Raw genomic sequence first — 20,665 nt, 5'->3', positions numbered from 1 at the left:
GCAGCCGGGAAATCGGTTCTCAGGACTTTAGTAAGAAACGAGGCACTATATACCGGCAGGTATCGTGTCTTGAGGCATGGTGGCGGAAATCCGTAAGCGGCGGCGAGCGGATGAACGGCATGAGGCCGGGCGTATATGTAACGAGGCGTAACCGCATGGCGAACAATAAGATCAGCGACTCGATCGACGAGACTGCGTTTCAGGCATTGGAAGATGCCTTGCAGCTCGGCGCTTACGAAACCCAGCCGGAGCCTCGGAAACGAACAACTCCCAAGCCTGCGGAGGCCAGAGTGTCAGAAAAGACCAGAGTGCCCGAAAAATCAAAGGCACGTCCTGCCGAGCCGCAGCAACAACGCCCTGCCCCGGAGCAAGCGCCCCGATCTCCCTCTCTCGAAGCCGCCAATGATGGTTCCAAGCGCAGCCCGGCCATGATCCTGAAATCGCTGGATGCGGGGTCCATCACAGCTGCCCTTCGCAACGCGAGCATCTTCTCGGCTTTCTGGGCCATTGCAGGCGTCGGCCTTGCCAATGTCATCTATGGCGACCTGATCTGGAACGTCTCGTCGCTTGCACAGCTTTTTGCTATTCCCGGCGTGATGGCGATCATCATCGGCATCATCGTTCCGATCACACTGTTCTTCGCCTTCGCCATCATGATGGCGCGCGCCCGCGATCTGCGGAATGCTGCCCGTTCCATGGCGGAAGTTGCCCTGCGCCTTGCCGAGCCGGAAACCGTTGCGTCCGACCGGATCATGTCCGTCGGTCAGGCCGTGCGACGTGAAGTGTCGGCCATGAACGACGGCATCGAGCGCACCATTGCGCGCGCAACCGAGCTCGAAACACTCGTTCACTCCGAAGTGAATGCACTGGAGCGCAGCTACGCCGATAACGAACTGCGTGTTCGCAGCCTCGTTCACGAACTGAGCGCAGAGCGCGACGCCATCATCAATCATGCTGAGCGTATCCGCTCGTCCATCATTGGTGCGCAGGACCAGATCAAGGAAGAACTGTCCATCGTCGGTGAAGAACTGTCGATGCGCCTCGCCACCAGCGGTGAGGCTTTCGCATCTATGATCGACACACGATCCGCCGCCCTGCTCGAAAAATCCCGCGTATCGACGGAGGCGATGGGCACCCTCATCGCTGCCAAGACCGACAATCTTCTTCAGGCACTCAACACGTCGGGCGCAACGATCTCCAACGAATTCGACCTGCGCCTGCACGACCTCAGCACAACGCTGGACGAGCGCGGCCGTCTTTTGCTGGAGCAATTCGCGACACAGGCTTCCACGGTCAGCAGCGGCACGGAAAACCTGAACAAGGTGCTGGAAGATCGCACACGCCTGCTCAACGATATCCTGTCCAAGCGCACGCAGGAGATTTCCCAGAACATAGACCGCGGCCAGCAGGTCATCGGCGGTTCGCTGGATCATGTTCTCGACCAGTTGACGACGACGCTCGAAGAAAAAGGCCTTTCTTTCCGCCAGAATCTGCAGAGCAGCGCGGACGATGCCATTATGGACCTGGATCTGCGTTCGGGCCTGTTCGAAGAAAAGCTCCAGACAACCGTCGGCCTCGTCAACTCTGCCTTTGACGAGCGTGTTGCCGAATTCACCAGCGCCTTCGATCAGCGTGCGGGCAGCCTCGACAGCAAATTGATGGAAAGCCTGGCACGCATCAACGAGACGGTTTCCGGTGGTACCGATACCATCGACGGCACGTTGAACTCCGGCATCGAGCGCTTGAGCGCAACCCTTACCGACCAATCCTTGGCTTTGGCAACGACGCTGGGTGCCGGTCAGGAGATGCTGGAAAGCTCGCTCGAAAGCCACACACGGGAACTCAGCGACGCCATCAGCACCCGCACGACGGACATCACGAAGGCGTTCGGAGCGACGCATGATAAGATCGATGCCGTTCTCGCAGAACGCAGCACCGCGCTGATCAGCGCGCTCTCCGAAAGTCAGAACCGGTTCGACGATGCACTGGCAAGCCGCGCCGAAGCCATTACCGGCTCGGTCTCTGGCACTGCCCAGGACCTTGCGGCTCTTCTCGATGAGCGCGCAGCCGCCATCAACAACATCGTCGCAGATGTCGAGCGTCGTCTTGCTGAAACACTCGAAACCCGTGCAGCGGCCATCACCGGCGCCGTTTCCGGTGTCGAAGACCGCCTGGCCGATACCCTCGACAGCCGCACGGCTGCAATCCACAACGCTGTCGCTGGCGTGGAAGACCGTATCGCCAACACACTTGATAGCCGCACCGCTGCCCTTAACAGCGTCGTATCCGGTGCTGAAGAACGCATTGCCGACGCACTTGATAGCCGAACCATGGCATTGGACATGGCATTCTCGACAGCCGAAGAGCGGCTCTCCGACACGCTGGACAGCCGCACCACTGCCTTGACCAGCGCAGTGTCGAGCGCAGAAGAACGCATGACCGATGCGTTGGACAGCCGCACCATGGCCATCGATATGGCCTTCTCCGGTGCCGAAGAACGCATTGCTGAAACGATGGATGCGCGCACGGCCGCGCTGAACACGGTCGTCTCCGGAGTCGAGAGCCGGATTTCGGATACGCTCCTCACCGGTACGGCAGCCCTTGCCCATTCCGTTGCTGGCGTCGAAGACCGAATTGCCGAAACGCTGGACAGCAGAACAGCGGCACTCAACCACGTCGTATCCGGTGTTGAAGAGCGCATCGCCGATACACTCGATAGTCGAACGATGGCTATCGACATGGCATTTTCCGGCGCCGAAGAGCGTCTGGCTGAAACCCTCGACAACCGGACCAGCGCGCTCAACAGCATCGTCTCCGGCGTCGAGGAACGCATTGCAGATACGCTCGACAGCCGCACCATGGCCATCGACATGGCCTTCTCCGGCGCTGAGGAGCGCATCGCCGAGACCCTCGATGCGCGCACGGCTGCACTCAACACGGTCGTTTCAGGCGTTGAAAGCCGGATCTCTGATACGCTTGTCAACGGCACGGCATCACTGACGCAAGCGGTCAGCGGCGTGGAAACACGCATGGCCGAAACTCTCGACAGCAAAACAGCGGCGCTCAACAGCGTGGTATCCGGTGTTGAAGAGCGTATTGCAGACACGCTCGATAGCAGAACTGCCGCTCTCAACAGCGTCGTCTCAGGCGTGGAAGAACGGATTGCCGACACGCTGGACAGCCGCACCATGGCCATCGACATGGCATTCTCCGGTGCGGAAGAACGCCTCGCGGAAACTCTGGATAGCCGTACGGCCGCTCTCAACACAGTTGTTTCCGGTGTCGAAAATCGAATTGCAGACACGCTCGACAGCAGAACTGCTGCTCTCAACAGCGTCGTCTCAGGCGTGGAAGAACGGATTGCCGACACGCTGGACAGCCGCACCATGGCCATCGACATGGCATTCTCCGGTGCGGAAGAACGCATCGCGGAAACCCTTGATAGCCGCACGGCTGCTCTCAACACAGTTGTGTCCGGTGTCGAAAATCGAATTGCCGACACGCTCGACAGCAGAACTGCGGCTCTCAACAGCGTTGTCTCAGGCGTGGAAGAACGGATTGCAGACACGCTGGACAGCCGCACCATGGCCATCGACATGGCGTTTTCAGGCGCGCAGGAGCGCCTTGAAGAAGCACTCGATACCCGCACCAGCGCGCTCACAAATACTGTTTCCGGCGTTGAAGGTCGCATCTCGGATGCGCTCGACAGCCGCACGACAGCACTGGCGAACGTCGTCTCCGGTGTTGAAGATCGTATCACAGATGTCCTCGACAGCCGCTCAATGGCGATCGACATGGCAATATCCGGCGCCGAAGAGCGCATCACGGAAACGCTCGACAACCGCACGGCGGCCCTGACGCAATCCGTGACCGGGGCCGAACAGCGCTTGTCTTCCACGGCCTCCACGATCGAGGAAGCACTCGCAGTCGGTCACCTTCGCCTCGACACCATGCTCGGCGTTCAAGCCGATGCGATCACGAGAACCGTGGAACGCAACGGCATCCTGATCGAGGAGACCGTCAACACGGCGGCGACCCGTATCGAAACGGCAGTCGAAGGCGGCCAGGGTCGCTTCTCGGAGACGATGGAGAGCGGCGTATCGCGTCTGGAAAACAATCTCCTGTCGTCACATGAACAGCTGCGCTCCACGCTTGATCAACAGCATTCGGCCTTCACTCAGACCCTCGGTTCGGCACAGGAACGCATGAGCGATCTTCTGTCGGAACAGGCGATGTCGCTCAGCACGACGATTGCGTCCAGCGCCAGCATGCTGGAAATGTCGCTGGAAAATCAGCAGGAAGCCTTGCAGCGGACCATCGACACAAGCGGTGCAACCCTTGAAGAGCGCCTGAGAAACAGCGCTGGCGCAGTCGCTGACAAGATCGGTGACGCCGCCCGCGAAATCGGTAGCGCTGCCGATGTTCTTTCATCGCGTGTCGAACAGTCCGTCAGCAACGTTTCGACGCGTCTTGATGAGACGGGCGCACGGTTGGAAACCAATATCGACAGCCTGCAAAATCGCATCCAGACCAATCTTGGTAACGTCAACGCATCCATCGAAGACGCAAGCCGCAAGATTTCCGATACGCTGGAAGGGAAAACCGCAGATTTTGTCCGCACCAGTGACGACGCCACACAGCGTATCGCGGGCGTTCTGGATACGGGGACAGCGCGGATCGACGAGCGCCTCGGCACCATGGATCGCGCCTTGAACATCGGTCTCGACAACGTCAATCGCACCATTGAAGGCAAGGCTTCCGGCCTCGCCGTCAGCCTTCGGGACGCCGTGGTCAATGCAACGCAGACCATGGACAGCGAAGCGCTGCGCTCCACCGAGCTTCTCGCAAAGACAGGTGCGGAATTCACCGAACAGGTCAGAGCACGCAACGACGAATTCACCCGCGCCATCGAACAGCGTTCGGATGAGATCGTCGGTCGCATCTCGGATGCGCAGGGTCGCCTTTCCGGCCAGGCCGCAGCGGTCGCCCAGAGCTTTTCGGAAGCTGGAAACGCCATCGTCAACAAGGTCGCGGAAGCAGAAGCCGTGGTGCGCTCGCAGGTCGGCGCGATGTCCGAAACGCTATCCAATGCCGAGAGCGCGCTCGACGCGCGTGGCGAATCCATCCGCGCCACACTCGACACCCGGACGCGTGAGCTTAACTCCATGCTGGCCAGCCGTTCCGCCGAACTGTCTCGCCTCATCGAAGAAAAAGCCAAGCCCATCGTCAATGAATATGCAACGGTCGGCCAGAACGCCGCAGAAAAGATCGTCACAGCTGCCCAGCAAAGCGCAAGCCTTCTGGCCGAAAGCAACAGCGGCATGGCGCAATTGGTAGAGCAGGCAATCGAGGATTACGCCAAGGCCGGTAACGACGCCGCCGAAAAGCTGGTTGCCGCCACGCGCAAGAGCACGACGATGCTGACGGAAACCCATTCCGGCATGTCGGATATCGTCACTGGTGCCGTCGATGACCTCAACGTCGCTGTCGTTCGCGCATCGCAGGAACTGAAGGCTGCTGATCAGTCTCTCGCTACGGCGACGACAAGCTTCTCGGAATCGGCATCCCGCGCCTCCGACATGGTGTCCAGCTCCAGCCGTTTGCTGGAAGGCAAGATCGACCGTCTGGCCAACATCTCCGGCCAGACATTGTCGCAGGTCGCGGGCATCGTCGGTCGCTTCGAGGAGCACTCCAGCGTTCTGTCGCAGGCCTCGGAGTTGCTCAACGCCGCACAGACGAGCCTCGTGGGAACGTTGGAAGAGCGCCAGGAAGCTCTGCGTACGCTTTCGATGGGCCTCCTGACCCGCTCGGAAGAAATCGAATCCTCCATGCGGGGCGTGATGGGCATGGTTGAACAGACCTTTGCCGATGTCGAACAGCGCTCTGCCAATGTCGCAGGCAACCTTCGCAACAATCTGGGTTCCTCCTTCAGCGAGATCGGCCGCTCGCTCGACGAGACGGAAAAGCGTGCTGAAACCGCAGCGCAGAACATGCGTGGCGCCCTGCTTTCGGCGGGTGAAGATGCAAGCCGCTCCATCGAAGGCACCATGGCAGACGCGCAGAAATACTCCGACGCGTTGGTCAATAGACTTCGCGGCGGCGTTGCCTCGTCGCTTGCGGATGTCGATAAGCTTCTCGGCAATGCGACCGACAAGTCCAACGCGGCAGCGTCTGTTCTGCGCGAAACCCTGCGTGAAGCAGTCGAAGAGGCCGTGACCCGCTTTGCCGGCGCAACGGATGAAATCCGCCGCTCCAGCGCTGATATTCGCAAGGAACTGGATTCGACCCGCGCCGAACTGAAGCGTGGTGCATTCGATCTTCCAGAGGAAGCCAAAGAAAGCGCGGCAGCGATGCGTCGCGCCGTTTCCGAGCAGATCAAGGCTTTGCAGGATATTTCCCAGCTCGTGGGCCGTTCAACGCAGCAGCTGGAAATCTCTGAACCGGCAGCCAGGGCCATCGCAGCAACGAAGGCTGCGCCAGCAGCAACACCTGCACCGGCACCCGTCCAGGCGCAGCAGCCACGTGTGGAATCCCGTGAGCAGCAACCTGCGGCCATCGTTCCTGCACCTGTCGCGCCGCGCCCCGTTCAACAGCAGCCAACGCAGTCGGCTCCCATCATCCGCAACGCACAACCGGCGGAAACCAGAACGGCTCCACCGCAGGCAGGTCTCACGGCACCCGTACAGCGTCGCGAAGAAGGCGGCGGCTGGATCAGCGATCTCCTGCGTGGGGCTTCGCGTGACGGGCAGGAAGCCGCAGCACCCGCTGCCGCGGCCCCCCGCCAGCCGCAAGAGGCTCAGACCCGCGCCAGCGACACCCGCAACCCACGCCACGTCGTCGAATCTTTGAATTCGCTGTCCGTGGATATCGCCCGTGCCATCGATCACGACGCGTCAGTGGAACTGTGGGGCCGCTATCAGCGTGGTGAACGCGATGTCTTCACGCGTCGTCTCTACACGCTGAAGGGCCAGCAGACATTCGACGAGATCAAGCGCAAGTACGAGCGCGAAACGGAATTCCGCACCGCAGTGGATCGCTATATTTCCGACTTCGAAAAGCTTCTCGCAGACGTCGCCAGAACCGACCGGGACCGCACGGTCACGCAATCCTACCTGACGTCGGACACGGGCAAGGTCTACACCATGCTCGCTCACGCAGCGGGACGTTTCAGCTAGGCGAGTACACCTATAAACGCTGTCACAATCCAGCCCTTCCGGATCAACCGGGAGGGCTTTTTCTTAGAGCATGTCGCGTTTCATTGTCCTCAATGAAACGATAACGTACATGCCACAAAAACAGAGCTAAAGCGTGTCGCAGTGAATCCTATTCACAGAGACACGCTTTTGGATACGGCTTCAAGGGTTGAAGAAAATCAGCTGCCGTTTTATATCGAGGCGAGGACGACCTCGGCCATTGTGGCAACAGCACACGGGACGGCCCGGAAATTTCTGGAGTATCCCATGCGCACGATCGCCGATCGTATTCGTCACGCCCTCAGCTTTGAAATCATCGGCCTCATCCTCATCATTCCCTTGGGCTCGATTGTGTTTGGCGTGCCGGCGGAGGACATCGGTATCGTCGGCGTCGTCAGTGCAACGATCGCCACCGCCTGGAACTATCTTTATAATCTCGGCTTCGACCACGCCATGCAGCGCTATAGAGGCACCACGCAGAAGACGGCGATGATACGCGTTGCGCATGCCGGTCTGTTCGAGCTTGGACTGCTGCTGGTCCTCATGCCCTTCATCGCGTGGTATCTCAACATCGGTATCCTGCATGCGTTGGTGATGGACGTGTCGTTCGCTCTGTTCTATGTGGGCTACGCCTTCATTTTCAACTGGTGCTACGACAGACTGTTTCCTCTGGCCGAGTGGGAAACAGAGAACGCAGTGAAATAATCCCGAACACAAAAACGCCGCGCATCCCTTGGGATACACGGCGTTTTGTTTTCAAATTGTCGGTTGCGTTAAAGCGAGCGCAATGTCCAGCTGACAATCTCACGGGATGACAAGGCAAATGCGTTGTCCAGTGCCTTCACAAGATTTGCATTGCCGGAGCCGCTGACGCGCGCAGTGGAGCGAAACACCTCTTGCGCTTTGACCGTACCGTTCTTGTCGTTCAGCAATTTTACAGAAATCTCGATCGTCGCGAGGTTCTTGGTCGTATCGACTTCAAAGGCGCGAATATCGGTCACGACCTGATAGTCGATAGCGAGACCCTGCCCTGGACGACCGACGCCGCCCAGCTTGCCTGTATCTTCGAACGCTTCCACGAGCTTGGACTGCACCATACGCGGAAGGCGGTCGCTCCATTGGGAATTTGCCAGATACTGAACTTCAGAACCTGACAGACGGACCACGATGTTTTCGCTGTCAAGCGCCTTAAGCGCCGTTGGCTCTGCAATCAGCAACTGGCGGGAGCGCAACGATGCGCCCTGCGTCACAGGTGTGGAGGAGACCGATAGATCGAACGTGTCGTTCTTCGCGCTGCCGCCACAACCAGCCAGCAGCCCTGCAAGCAACGGCATCATCACGAGAACTTTGGTCCGGGCGGGGATATTACCCTGCCAATGCATCAACGACATTTTCAAATCCATACCCCCGTCAACGCCGTGTTCGGCCATCATACTGTTTCACGTTCTCGCCGCCGAAGATCAGGCGCTGCGGATCGCGGTCGAAATTCGTGATCGTGTTGTTCAGATTATCCACTGTCTGGCGTGTACTGCCGATCAGCGCCTGGAAATCTTTCAAACCAGAACTCGAGAACCGTGCCAGATTGTCCGCGATAGGACCAACACGCATGTTGATGTTATCAGCAACCGCCTTGAACGAGGCCAGAGTCTCACGCGCCTTGGAGAAAAGCGAATTGGCGTCGTCGGTTCCCAGCAAGCCATCAACCTTTGCAAGGATGCCATCGACACGGCTGGACGCTGCGTTCAGCTTGCGGGACATATCGGTAAAGTCGGCGATCGCCTGATCGATATCGGGGCGACGCGTGCCCACGTCGTCAGCGATCTGACGGAAGGTGCCAATGGCCTGACGGACATCGGCAGTCGCCACGGCAACATCGTCCACCGCGTTGCTGACCTTTGCCGGATCGACCGAAGCCAGCAGCGTGTCGGCGCGCTTCACGACGACCTGAACGTCTGAACTGGCCTGCTCGAAGTTGCGTGACGTGCGCTGCACCGTTTCCATCACATCCTGAATACCACCGGAGGCAGACGCGACATCGGACGTCACCTTGTCGACGTTGGTCAGGATCGAATCGATCTTCTGCGAGTCCACGGATTTCACGAGGTCTTCGACGGCCGTCAGCGTACTGTCCAGACGCACGGACACAGACTGAACGGTGGTCGAAAGCGAACTCAGGCTTTCGAGGAAGTTTTCGATACCATCGGAGTTGGCAGCAAGAGCGTTGGAGAATTTCTCGGCATTGCGCACCGTCTGCGTCAAAGGTCCACGCGCATCCTGCACGAAGCCCTGCAACTCGCCGATGGCACCATCCGCGCGTTTCAAGATCTTGTCGGCCGTTGCCAGAAGGTTGGTCACGCTGGAGAGGTCGGCCGTCAACTCCGCCGGCACGCCGGTATCGAAGGATTTCTGCAAAATCCGCTCTTCATTGTTACGGCCGCCGGAAAGCTCGATATAGGCGGCGCCCGTCAGGCCCTGAATTTCAAGAACGGCACGGGTGGATGGAAACACCGGAGCATCGGCCTGCACTTCCGTGAAGGCAATCGAATAAGCCGGATCGTCCCGGTCAATAGACAGGCCACGCACGGTACCAACAGGAATGCCGTTGAACCGCACCGGCGAGCCGACGGACAGGCCGTTGGCCGAGCCCGGAATACGGATCGTCAACTGAGCGGTAGGTCCACCGCGGCCGAATTCTGCCATCCAGTAAACGAAGCCGAATGCCGCCCCGATGACGATCAGGGTGAATATTCCGACGATGGTGTAATTTGCCTTTGTTTCCATGGCTATCCGTCACTCCCCGGAATGTGTTGCGTGCCATCGGGAAGAACGACGGCACGTGCCCGCTTTCCGCGGAAATATGATTGAACCCAAGGATCGTCGCTCTCGAACATTTCCTCGAGTGTGCCTTCTACGGCAACTTTTTTATTGCCCAGAACGGCTATGCGGTCACAGACCGAAAACAGGCTGTCGAGATCGTGCGTCACCATGTAGACGGTCAATCCCAACGAATCACGCAGTCTCGCAATCAACATATCGAATTCAGCAGCGCCGATCGGGTCAAGCCCGGATGTCGGCTCGTCCAGAAAAACAAGATCGGGATCGAGCGACAATGCGCGCGCCAGCGCCGCGCGCTTGATCATGCCGCCTGACAGCTCGGACGGATATTTGTCTGCGGCATCAGCTGCCAGACCCACCATCTCGATTTTCAACGCGGCTAGCTCGTCCATCAGCGCCTGTGGCAAGTCCAGATATTCGCGCATTGGAAGCTGGATGTTCTCTTTGACAGTCAGGCCGGAAAACAATGCACCTTGCTGGAAAAGAACGCCAAGGCGCGTGTCCAGACCCATACGCTCGTCTTCCGTCGCCTTGTCGTAATCTGTTCCAAGAATTTTGATTGTACCGGCCTGGCGGGGAAGCAGGCGCAAAACCGCCCGCATCAAAACGGACTTACCGGCACCAGACGGACCGATAAAGCCGAGAATTTCGCCACGGTAGACGTCGAGATCAAGATTATCGAGAACGACCTTGTCGCCAAACGCAACGGTCACGCCTTCAACCGAGAGAATGACTTCCCGGTCTTTCTTGCTGTTGTCTGTCTTTACGGCCTGGTCCTGCACATCCTCTCCTTAAAAATCGATGGCTGCATAGAAGATGGCGAACACACCATCGACCAGGATCACAACAAAAATGGACTTTACCACGGACGAAGTCACGTGCTGACCAAGCGACTCAGCGCTTCCGCCAACCTTCATGCCCTCGACCGCGGCCACGATGCCGATGATCAGCGCCATGAACGGTGCCTTGATCATGCCGGATGCGATGGTGGAAATTTCCACCGCAGAATGCAGACGGGAAAGGAACACTTCGAATGTGATGCCTGAATACAGCAGCGAAACGACGGCAGCCCCGAACAGCGCCGCAAAGTTGGCGATGATGGTCAGAAGCGGAAGCGCGATCGTGAGCGCCACGAGGCGTGGGAACACCAGAACGCCGACCGGATTGAGCCCTATAACCTTCAGCGCGTCGATTTCCTCTCGCATTTTCATGGAGCCGATCTCGGCCGTGATCGCGCTTCCCGAGCGACCGGCGATCATGATCGCAGTCAGCAAAACGCCGATTTCACGAAGCTGCAAGATGCCGACGAGGTCGACCACAAACACTTCCGCACCGAAGTAACGCAGCTGAAACGCACCCTGCTGGGCAATGATCGCGCCGATGAGAAACGACATCAACAGGATGATCGGCACAGCGCGCACGCCCATATGGTCGATCTGGTTGACGATGGCAGCAGGTGAAACACCGCGCCCTCGCCCAAGCTTCATCTGTGCGCCGCGCACGGCAGAGCCCAGAATATACATGCCTGCCAGGAAATCGGCGCCTGCCTGCAAGACGTTCTTGCCTACGGGGTCGAATATCCGCTCGACGACACCCTTTTTATTGGTCTCCTTGGGCGGCAATGGTGCCTCATCCGGCAGAGCCGTGATGATGCCTTCAACCCGCTCATTGCCTTCAAATACGACCTCAGTACCGGCCTGTTCCAGGCGGTAGCGCATGCGGCGTAAGAGCCATGCACCCGTGGTATCGATATCATCCACATCGGCAAGATCGACCGAGATTGAGCCGTTCGCTGCAGATCTTTCGATCTTCTCGATGTCGGCAAGGACAGGATGGATGTTGGCATTACGCCAGGAACCGCTCAAAACGTAACGCGCGTTCTCGGCCTCAGCGTTGTCATCGGCTGAGATTGATGCAGGTTTCGCCCGTTGTTTAGTCTGAAGTTCTTGCATCTTGCTCCAAGCGAATGCAGCGTCTTAAAGATTCTGTAACGATTCATATCGACTGCCGGATCAGCAAGCCACTGCCCTGCGGATGAAAACGGGTGATTTTTCGTCTGTTTACAGGTTTATTCATCACCTCTAAGGCAATTTTCATGCGTCGTTACCTTGAAGCCACAGCAGAGACGTTCCCGATTGCCGGAAGTTTCACCATATCGCGGGGCAGCCGAACCGAGATTCGTGTCGTGCGCTGCACACTTCATGACGGTGACGCCAAAGGCGTTGGTGAATGCGTGCCTTACGCTCGTTATGGGGAAACCATCGAGGGTGTGATTGCGGATATCCGTGCAGTCGCTGATGCCGTGGCTAACGGTCTGGACAGGCACACGTTGCAACACACGATGAAACCGGGCGCGGCGCGCAATGCCGTGGACTGCGCCCTGTGGGACCTGGAGGCAAAGCTTAGCGGTAAAGGCGTCGCAGAAGCGATATTACGTGGACCCGCCCATCCAATTGTGACCGCCTATACGATTTCGCTCGGTGACGCAGATACCATGGCCGCCAAAGCTGCCGAAAACGCCCATCGCCCGCTTCTGAAGATCAAGACGGGAACCGAAGACGACGAGGCTCGCCTCCGCGTCGTGCGCGCAGCCGCGCCAACGACAGCGATCATCATCGACGCCAATGAGGGATGGAGAGAAGACAATCTCGAACATCACCTTGCCATCGCGGCTGAACTGGGTATCGCTTTGATCGAGCAGCCCTTACCCGCCGGCATGGACCATATGCTGTCACGTATATCGAGGCCCGTTCCGATCTGCGCGGATGAAAGCGTACATCTCACAGCCGATCTGGCATCGCTCCGCGACCGTTACGATGCCATCAACATCAAGCTCGATAAAACAGGCGGACTGACCGAAGCGCTGATCATGAAGCGCGAGGCGGAGCGGCTTGGCTATACCATCATGGTGGGATGTATGCTCGGCACATCGCTCGGCATGGCGCCCGCTGTGTTACTGGCGCAGGACACGGCCTTTGCCGATCTCGATGGCCCATTACTGCTGGCGCGCGATCACCTCCCCGGACTGGTCTACGACGACTCGATTGTCCATCCCCCAGAGCCACAACTCTGGGGTTGACGGAAACCGACCTGCTTTAGGCTGCGTATTTGCCGATGAGCTTGGGAAAAGCGACCGGCTCCAGTTCGCCAACGCTGTGCTCTTCGGTCTGTTGATCCGACTTCATCCAGGTGATCAGTTCGAACGTGCCGTCCATCGTCTCGACGACCGCCGTGCAGCTTTCCACCCAGTCGCCGGTGTTGATGTAGCGGATACCGTCGATATCCTCCATCACCGCATGATGAATATGTCCGCAGATGACGCCGTCCACATTGTTGCGGCGCGCTTCGTCCGCCACCACGCGCTGGAACTCGCCGATGAAATTGACGGCATGCTTGACCTGGAGCTTCGCCCAGGCTGAGAACGACCAGTAAGGAAGCCCAATGCGGCGACGAACGGCCGCCAGCAGAACGTTGACGGCAATCGCAGCATCGTAGGCCCAGTCACCCAGATAGGCCAGAAGACGGGCGTTACGGACCACCACATCGAACTCGTCGCCGTGAATGACGAGGTATTTCTTGCCATCGGCGGCTTCGTGGATCATCCGCTCGGCCACTTCGATACCACCGAAATGGGTGCCCGGAAATTCACGAAGGAATTCGTCGTGGTTGCCAGGAATGTAAACGATGCGCGTTCCCTTGCGGGCCTTGCGCAGCAGCTTCTGGACAACGTCGTTGCAGCCCTGCGGCCAGTACCAGTTGCGGCGCAACCGCCAGCCATCGATGATGTCGCCGACAAGAATGATGGTCTCGGCTTCATGATAGCGCAGGAAATCCAAGAGGAAATCCGTCTTGGCGGCTTTCGATCCAAGATGCACGTCTGAAATGAAGAGTGTTCTGAACTGTTTGGCTTCGCTTTGCCCGGCCATGGAACTGTTCCCCCTGTACTCGGCAATCCTCATCAATGGAAAAACAGACTCGTGTTTCAGCAAGATGACAATGCTGCCATTGCGCATGCGAAACCGGCGTTTGAGCACAAGCAAAAGTACCGACTTTGCCTGGAACAGGTAAAATAAACGGCTGTACGCACAAGCTGATTGTTGTATGCAAAGGCCTCCAAGAAACTTGAAATAAGCGGTGACAGAATGAGTTCTCAGGAAACGGGCAACACGAAAAACACCAACGCCAACGCGGATCTGGAAGAACAGGCGCTTTTCTATCACCGCTATCCGCGTCCCGGAAAACTGGAAATCCAGGCGTCCAAACCGCTCGGCAACCAACGCGATCTGGCACTTGCCTATTCGCCCGGCGTTGCTGCGCCTTGTCTTGCCATTCACGAAAATCCTGAAATGGCTGCCGAATATACCGCGCGCGCCAATCTGGTCGCCGTGATTTCCAATGGCACCGCAGTTTTGGGCCTCGGCAATATCGGCCCTCTCGCCTCCAAGCCAGTCATGGAAGGCAAAGCGGTTCTGTTCAAGAAATTTGCAGGCATCGACGTCTTCGATATCGAAATCGACGCACCTGGTATCACCGACATGGTCTCGACCATTTCGGCGCTGGAGCCGACCTTTGGCGGCATCAACCTTGAAGACATCAAGGCGCCCGAATGTTTCGAAGTGGAGCGTCAGCTTCGCGAAAAAATGAACATCCCGGTATTTCATGATGACCAGCACGGTACCGCCATCATCGTCGCTGCGGCGGTCACCAACGCACTGGAACTGGCAGGCAAAACAATCGGTGATGTCAAGATCGTTGCATCCGGTGCGGGTGCGGCGGCCCTCGCCTGCCTCAACCTGTTGGTGGTGCTGGGTGCAAAACGCGAAAACATCTGGGTTCACGATATCGAGGGCCTCGTCTACGAAGGACGAAACAGCCTGATGGACGAGTGGAAAGAGGTCTATGCGCAAAAGACCGACAAGCGCGTTCTCAATGAAACCATCGATGGCGCCGATGTTTTCCTCGGTCTTTCCGCGGCAGGTGTCCTGAAGCCGGAGCTTCTGGCCCGCATGGCGGAAAAGCCGCTCATTCTGGCGCTGGCCAATCCCAACCCGGAAATCATGCCGGAACTGGCCCGCACCGCGCGCCCGGACGCCATGATCTGCACCGGCCGCTCGGATTTTCCGAATCAGGTCAACAACGTTCTCTGCTTCCCTTACATCTTCAGAGGTGCACTGGATTGCGGCGCGACAACCATCAACGAAGAAATGAAGATGGCAGCCGTCCACGCGATTGCCGAACTGGCGCGCGAGGAAGTCTCGGAGGTCGCAGCGAAGGCCTATAGTGACGAAACGCCGATCTTTGGCCCCAACTACCTCATCCCGTCGCCGTTCGATCCGCGCCTGATCCTGCGCATTGCGCCAGCCGTTGCGCGTGCCGCTGCCGCAAGCGGTGTGGCTGCGCGCCCCATAACGGATTTCGACGCCTACCTCGACCAGCTCAACCGTTTCGTCTGGCGCTCGGGCTTCATCATGAAACCCATCTTCAATCTGGCGAAGACGGCAGAAAAGAAGCGCATCATCTTTGCTGAAGGCGAAGACGAACGCGTGCTGCGCGCCGCCCAGGTCTTGTTGGAGGAAGGCACAGGCGTGCCGATCCTCATCGGCCGTCCGCAGATCATCGAAACACGCCTCAAGCGCTTCGGTCTTCGCATTCGCCCGCACGCGGATTTTGCGGTGGTCAACCCTGAAGACGATCCGCGCTACCGCGAGTATGTTGATGACTACTTCGCTCTGGTCGGTCGCGCCGGCATCAACCCGGAAGCGGCGCGCACCATCGTTCGCACAAACAGCACCGTCATCGGCGCTCTCTCGGTCAAGCGTGGCGAAGCAGATGCACTGATCTGTGGTCTGGAAGGCCGCTTCGATCGTCACCTGCGCGACGTCAACCAGATTATCGGCAAACGCGAGGGCGCACACACATTCGGCGGTCTCAGCTTGCTCATTACCCAGCAGGGCGCAATCTTCCTCACGGACACCTTCGTCAATTACGATCCCACGTCTGAAGACATCGCGGAACTGGCAATCCTGGCGTCCAGGGAAATCAAGCGTTTTGGAATAACACCGAAGATCGCTCTCGTCAGCCACTCGAATTTCGGCTCGCGCGATTCCGAAAGCGCGCGCAAGATGCGCCGCGCCCTTCAGCTGGTGCGCGACACCGCGCCGGAACTGGAAATCGATGGTGAAATGCAGGGCGGCTCGGCGCTGTCGGAAATCCTGCGCAAGCGGGCCATGCCCAATAGTGCTCTGTCGGGGGAAGCGAACCTGCTGGTTTTCCCGAACCTCGATTCGGCCAACATCACCCTCGGCGTCGTGCGCACCATGACCGAGGGTCTGCATGTCGGCCCTATCCTGCTCGGTTCAGCCATGCCCGTCCACATTCTGTCACCAACGGTGACATCGCGTGGTGTGGTCAACATGGCGGCCCTTGCAACAGTTCAGGCTTCACACCCTTCTGTGTAAGTCCGGGTTAACGCAATTTTGAACTGGTTGTTGCCGCTTTGCGGCCCAGCCTTATGTTATCCTGAACGCATATTCGTGGTTTGCATTCGGCTGACGACGATCAACAGGGTATGGCACGCATGTTTACGGGCCGGAAACGGACAGACCATTGATCTCGCGCCGAGGCCGATTGATCGGCACCCTTTCAGCGGTTCTGTTCGCCGTTCCCCTGTACGCGCAGACTAACGACGTCTGCGGTGATCTGCGGGCTGAGTTGAATCAACCCACGCGCATCATGGGAAATACGGCGGAAGTGCGCCGTTATGCAAGCGCGCTGGCCCAGCAGAACATCATCATTCGCCGGATCCGGAACGATATGCGTGGCTATGGCTGCTCCTCTGGCAGCGTGATTGTCTATGGAAATCCGAACGCGCAGCTCTGCGGCGAAATCGGCGATGCGCTGGCGCAGGCTGAAGCTGAACGCGCCATGATTGCAGAAGACCGCGATCGTATGCTGGCCGCACGGCAGGCAGACAACGCCCAAAATAGTCGCCAAAACATCCTGGCCGCTCTCGAAGAAAATGGCTGCTTCGACGAGCAGCCACCGTCCCTGGCCTCGACCGACCCCTCGCAAGACCCCGATATGCGTGGCTCCGGTGATCCGTTCAATCAACCCGATAATTCGGATTACGCCCCCTCGCCGGACATGCCCATGCAAGGTGGCCTGAGAACGCTCTGTGTGCGAACCTGTGACGGCGCGTTCTTCCCGATTTCATCGGATGCGACACCACTGGATTTCCGCGATCAGGCGGCGCAATGTCAGCGCATGTGCCCAGGCACGCAGACGGAATTGTTCTACCACGCGCTGGAGGGCCAGGAGAGTTCGGACATGGTTTCGGCCAAGACCGGCCAGCCCTATGCGTCCATGCCGACGGCCTTTGCCTACCGCAACAACCCCAGTTCAAGCCGCGCACCGTCCTGCAGCTGCAATATGGCAGCCTATCAGGACCAGATGAAAAAGCAGGACGAACAGGCGAAAGCCCCGCAATCCACTGCCTTGCAGAATGGCTCCAGCAGCATCACCACCATCACGTCACCGAAGAGTGACGCCACGACCAAACCCGCTGACAGCAAGACAGACCTCAAGGTCGAGGCGGCACCCGTGCCAGAGCGGGATTATGACCCATCAAAGAACAAGGTTCGCATGGTGGGTCCACAATTCCTGCCCGAGGAGCAAAGCCGCATCGACCTGAAAAACCCCGCACTGGAGGGTGCACAGCCTCAGCAGCAATAGGAGCCCTTCACGTTGCTCCCCAGCGGTCCCGAAACACCAGTTCGTCCAGCGGCAGGCGCTGGCGCCAGCCTTTCACCGCCAGTTCCGGCTCGCCATAGAGCGTCTCGACATGACCGACGCACAGCCATGCGACGATTTCGATGTGCGGCGGTATATCAAGGATGTCGCGGATATCATCGTCGTGGAAGATACTCACCCATCCCACACCAACGCCCTCCGCGCGCGCCGCCAGCCACAGGTTCTGAATAGCGCAAACTGTAGAATACACATCCATGCGCGGATTGTGTGTTCGACCAAGGACGACATCTCCTCCACGCGTCGGATCGCAGGTCACGCAGATCGACAGCGGCGCCTTGCGTATACCTTCCAGCTTCAGGTTGCGGTAAAGCGCCCGCTGCTCTTCCCCGAACATGTCAGAGGCTTCTGCATTGGCACGCGAAAAGGCCTCCCACACGCGCTGCTTCACCTTCCCGTCCGTGACAAGTGTGAAATTCCATGGCTGCATGAACCCGACTGACGGCGCGGCATGTGCAGCTTTCAACAAATTGCCGATCAACTCGTCCGAAAGAGGCTCTGGCAGAAACTGGTCACGCACATCGCGTCGCGTTTCGATGGCGCGGTAGACGGCTTGCTTGTCGGCATCGGAAAATTCCTCAGCTGACACGAGCGCGTGGTCGAAGTCGTCCTGTTGCATCGTCAATCCCCAACAATGCTAGGGTCAGCCGAAAACACGGCTCACCTTCAAAACCTGCCGCTGTCCATGCGGTTCGGTCTATCGCATCAGGCCGGTCTTCTGACTCGGGTTCAACCGCATGTCACCGCCTTCCCGATCATCTCAGTGGCACATGGTCACACGCGTCCCCCTTACAGCGTTGGGCACGTCGCGGATTTTCACCGCATTCCCGATTCTCCTGCCCAAAGGCAAGCACCTGATCGGTGGGTTATGGCTGGCGTCACCCACTAATGCAATCCTCATTTCAAAGCGTGACAGGAACCCAGATACCGCCTGTGCATTCTAGCCTTCATATGATGGAGGAAGCATGATGAATGACGACACGCAACTGCGCGAGAAAATTGGCCAGGATCTCGACACACTTCACAGCAACGAAAGTCCAAAATCCATTTTCGAAATCGCAAATGATTACCTGCTGGGAAATCCAGACCTGAAACGCCTGACGGTCGAGGACATCATCAAGGAAGAAGCCGACAAGCGCGGTATTGAAATCCATTGATTTCAGCAGATATAGTGAGGATGCAACTGATCCGGGTGGCCCTATCGCCGTGAACATAACCATCGCAATCTGTCTACTGGTTGTCGCAATGGTTGTGGCCGCAATGGCATTCGCGTCCCGCCACCGTGATAAGGTCATCGTCAAGATCGCATCCACTGCATTGCCGACGGACGATAATGCGACCTCGCTTGACCGTCACTGGACGGACATAAGCTGTGGACGCGAGGAGCCGAACGCGCTGTCACTCGTGCAATCCAATCTCGGTGCCTTCGCGGCCCGCGTCGGATCTGCACGCGCGGCTGGCCGAAGCCTCGATCTTATGTACTACATGTGGAACGCGGATCTTACCGGCCAGTTGATGATGCGGGAGATCATAGCAGCTGCTGATCGCGGCGTGCGCGTGCGCCTGCTTCTGGATGATCTAGGCGTGTCCATTCCGGACCGTGCCTTTCATGCCATCGACAGCCATCCCAACATCGAACTGCGTCTGTTCAACCCCACCAAAGCGCGGGAAAACGTGTTCCGCCGTGGGTTGGAAATGGTTCTGCGGTTTCGCAGCGTCAACCGGAGAATGCACAACAAGGCATGGATTGCCGATGGCAGGGTCTTGATCGTCGGCGGGCGCAATATCGGAGACGCCTACTTCGATGCAGCGGAACAGGCGAATTTTAGGGATTTCGATGTCATAGCCCATGGCAAATGCTTAGTACAGGCTGAAGAAATCTTCGATGACTACTGGAACAGCGCCGTTGCCGTCCCGGTCAGGTCGCTGCTCGCAAGGCGCCCCAATAAACTTGCCAAACTCCGTCGCAGGATGGACGCGCTGGCGGCCGGAAGCGCGGCACGACCCTATCTAGATCGGGTGGAAAGCCAGCACAATTCCGGCAACTTCCTCAATTCCGACAAGCTGCATTGGGTGGAAACCGTGCAAGTCGTTGCCGATCCGCCGGAGAAAGCGGCCGGCAAGCGCCGTCATGGCCATAACTACCTGATGGAAACGCTGCTGCCCATCATGGACGAAACGACGACCAAGCTGCGGATTACCTCGCCTTACTTCATTCCCGGCCTCAAGGGCGTCGAAACCCTGTCCCGCTTGTCGGCAAATGGCGTTTCGGTTTGCGTCTTGACGAACTCACTCGCGGCAACCGATGTCGCTGCTGTCCACGCCGGATATTCGCGCTACAGACGCCCGCTCCTTATAAACGGCATCAAAATCCATGAGTTGCGCGCGCTTGCCGACCAGAACTCGTCATTTTCCCTTCGCGGTTCAGGCCAGGCCAGCCTGCACACCAAAGCGTTCACGCGTGATGGCGAGATGGGGTTCATCGGATCCCTGAACTTCGACCCACGCTCGATGTCGCTGAACACCGAAATGGGCGTGCTGTTCACGTCGCCCCGGCTCGTCGAGGAAATGGACGCGATCTTCAAAGATGAAATCCGTCAGGAAATGAGCTTTGAGTTGACGCTCAACCAACGTCACAACGTCGTCTGGAATGGCGTCGTAAGAGGCAGGCCGCAACACTATACCAGCGAGCCCTACGCAAGCCTGAGCCGCCGAGCCATGGCCATCGTAATGGGTATATTGCCGCTCGAATCCCAGCTGTGACAAAAAACATCAAATGAGAATGATCCAATCGGGCGCTCACGCATTTTAGAGAGAGTTAAAATTCAGGA

13 protein-coding genes and 1 riboswitch are annotated in these 20,665 nt (G+C 58.3%); of the genes, 7 read left to right on the top strand and 6 right to left on the bottom strand.

The window, feature by feature from the left end; translation table 11 throughout:
* The first annotated feature begins 155 nt into the window (after positions 1 to 155).
* Both EKM04_RS04715 and EKM04_RS04710 read left to right on the top strand, forming a co-directional pair.
* Positions 156 to 7,175: an apolipoprotein A-IV repeat region-like domain-containing protein gene (locus EKM04_RS04715; protein WP_183897375.1), complete on the top strand. Its 7,020-nt coding sequence runs from the start codon at positions 156 to 158 to the stop codon at positions 7,173 to 7,175.
* Between the two features lie 285 nt (positions 7,176 to 7,460).
* Positions 7,461 to 7,898 (top strand): PACE efflux transporter, encoded by a 438-nt coding sequence (locus EKM04_RS04710; protein ID WP_183897376.1) that lies wholly within the window; start codon positions 7,461 to 7,463, stop codon positions 7,896 to 7,898.
* A gap of 68 nt (positions 7,899 to 7,966) precedes the next feature.
* On the opposite strand, the gene EKM04_RS04705 is transcribed toward EKM04_RS04710, so the two are convergent.
* The 4 genes from EKM04_RS04705 to EKM04_RS04690 are packed head-to-tail and all read right to left on the bottom strand — an operon-like array spanning position 7,967 to position 11,980.
* A complete protein-coding gene (locus tag EKM04_RS04705) occupies positions 7,967 to 8,584 on the bottom strand; it encodes an ABC-type transport auxiliary lipoprotein family protein (protein ID WP_234900291.1) in 618 nt (205 codons plus the stop codon).
* Positions 8,585 to 8,603: 19 nt separating this feature from the next.
* A complete protein-coding gene (locus EKM04_RS04700) occupies positions 8,604 to 9,974 on the bottom strand; it encodes an MlaD family protein (RefSeq protein WP_174153149.1) in 1,371 nt (456 codons plus the stop codon).
* A 2-nt stretch (positions 9,975 to 9,976) separates the two neighbouring features.
* Positions 9,977 to 10,810 carry an ABC transporter ATP-binding protein gene (locus EKM04_RS04695; RefSeq protein WP_174153148.1) on the bottom strand — a complete coding sequence of 278 codons (834 nt, stop codon included), beginning with the start codon at positions 10,808 to 10,810 and terminating at the stop codon, positions 9,977 to 9,979.
* 9 nt (positions 10,811 to 10,819) lie between these two features.
* A complete protein-coding gene (locus tag EKM04_RS04690; RefSeq protein WP_183897377.1) occupies positions 10,820 to 11,980 on the bottom strand; it encodes an ABC transporter permease in 1,161 nt (386 codons plus the stop codon).
* Positions 11,981 to 12,123: 143 nt separating this feature from the next.
* Between EKM04_RS04690 and dgcA the strand changes: the two genes are divergently transcribed.
* Positions 12,124 to 13,107 carry an N-acetyl-D-Glu racemase DgcA gene (dgcA, locus tag EKM04_RS04685; RefSeq protein WP_183897378.1) on the top strand — a complete coding sequence of 328 codons (984 nt, stop codon included), beginning with the start codon at positions 12,124 to 12,126 and terminating at the stop codon, positions 13,105 to 13,107.
* A gap of 16 nt (positions 13,108 to 13,123) precedes the next feature.
* Here the strand turns inward: dgcA and EKM04_RS04680 are convergent, their stop codons facing one another.
* The gene (locus EKM04_RS04680) at positions 13,124 to 13,954 is read right to left on the bottom strand and encodes a UDP-2,3-diacylglucosamine diphosphatase (protein WP_183897379.1); all 831 of its coding nucleotides are present in this window, start codon (positions 13,952 to 13,954) and stop codon (positions 13,124 to 13,126) included.
* Between the two features lie 216 nt (positions 13,955 to 14,170).
* On the opposite strand from EKM04_RS04680, the gene EKM04_RS04675 reads away from it, so the two are divergent.
* A complete protein-coding gene (locus EKM04_RS04675; RefSeq protein WP_174153144.1) occupies positions 14,171 to 16,486 on the top strand; it encodes an NADP-dependent malic enzyme in 2,316 nt (771 codons plus the stop codon).
* Between the two features lie 148 nt (positions 16,487 to 16,634).
* Complete coding sequence (locus EKM04_RS04670) at positions 16,635 to 17,759, top strand: DUF2865 domain-containing protein (protein ID WP_183897380.1); 1,125 nt, start codon at positions 16,635 to 16,637, stop codon at positions 17,757 to 17,759.
* A gap of 7 nt (positions 17,760 to 17,766) precedes the next feature.
* Here the strand turns inward: EKM04_RS04670 and bluB are convergent, their stop codons facing one another.
* Positions 17,767 to 18,453 (bottom strand): 5,6-dimethylbenzimidazole synthase, encoded by a 687-nt coding sequence (gene bluB, locus EKM04_RS04665; protein WP_183897381.1) that lies wholly within the window; start codon positions 18,451 to 18,453, stop codon positions 17,767 to 17,769.
* A gap of 72 nt (positions 18,454 to 18,525) precedes the next feature.
* Positions 18,526 to 18,707, bottom strand: a riboswitch (cobalamin riboswitch).
* 92 nt (positions 18,708 to 18,799) lie between these two features.
* Between bluB and EKM04_RS04660 the strand changes: the two genes are divergently transcribed.
* The gene (locus tag EKM04_RS04660; protein WP_234911024.1) at positions 18,800 to 18,991 is read left to right on the top strand and encodes a hypothetical protein; all 192 of its coding nucleotides are present in this window, start codon (positions 18,800 to 18,802) and stop codon (positions 18,989 to 18,991) included.
* 103 nt (positions 18,992 to 19,094) lie between these two features.
* A complete protein-coding gene (locus tag EKM04_RS04655; RefSeq protein WP_234911026.1) occupies positions 19,095 to 20,597 on the top strand; it encodes a phospholipase D family protein in 1,503 nt (500 codons plus the stop codon).
* Positions 20,598 to 20,665 lie beyond the last annotated feature (68 nt).

Source organism: Rhizobium skierniewicense Ch11, assembly GCF_023757665.1.
GTDB lineage: Bacteria > Pseudomonadota > Alphaproteobacteria > Rhizobiales > Rhizobiaceae > Agrobacterium > Agrobacterium skierniewicense.
This window is presented reverse-complemented; position numbering and strand designations above follow the sequence as displayed.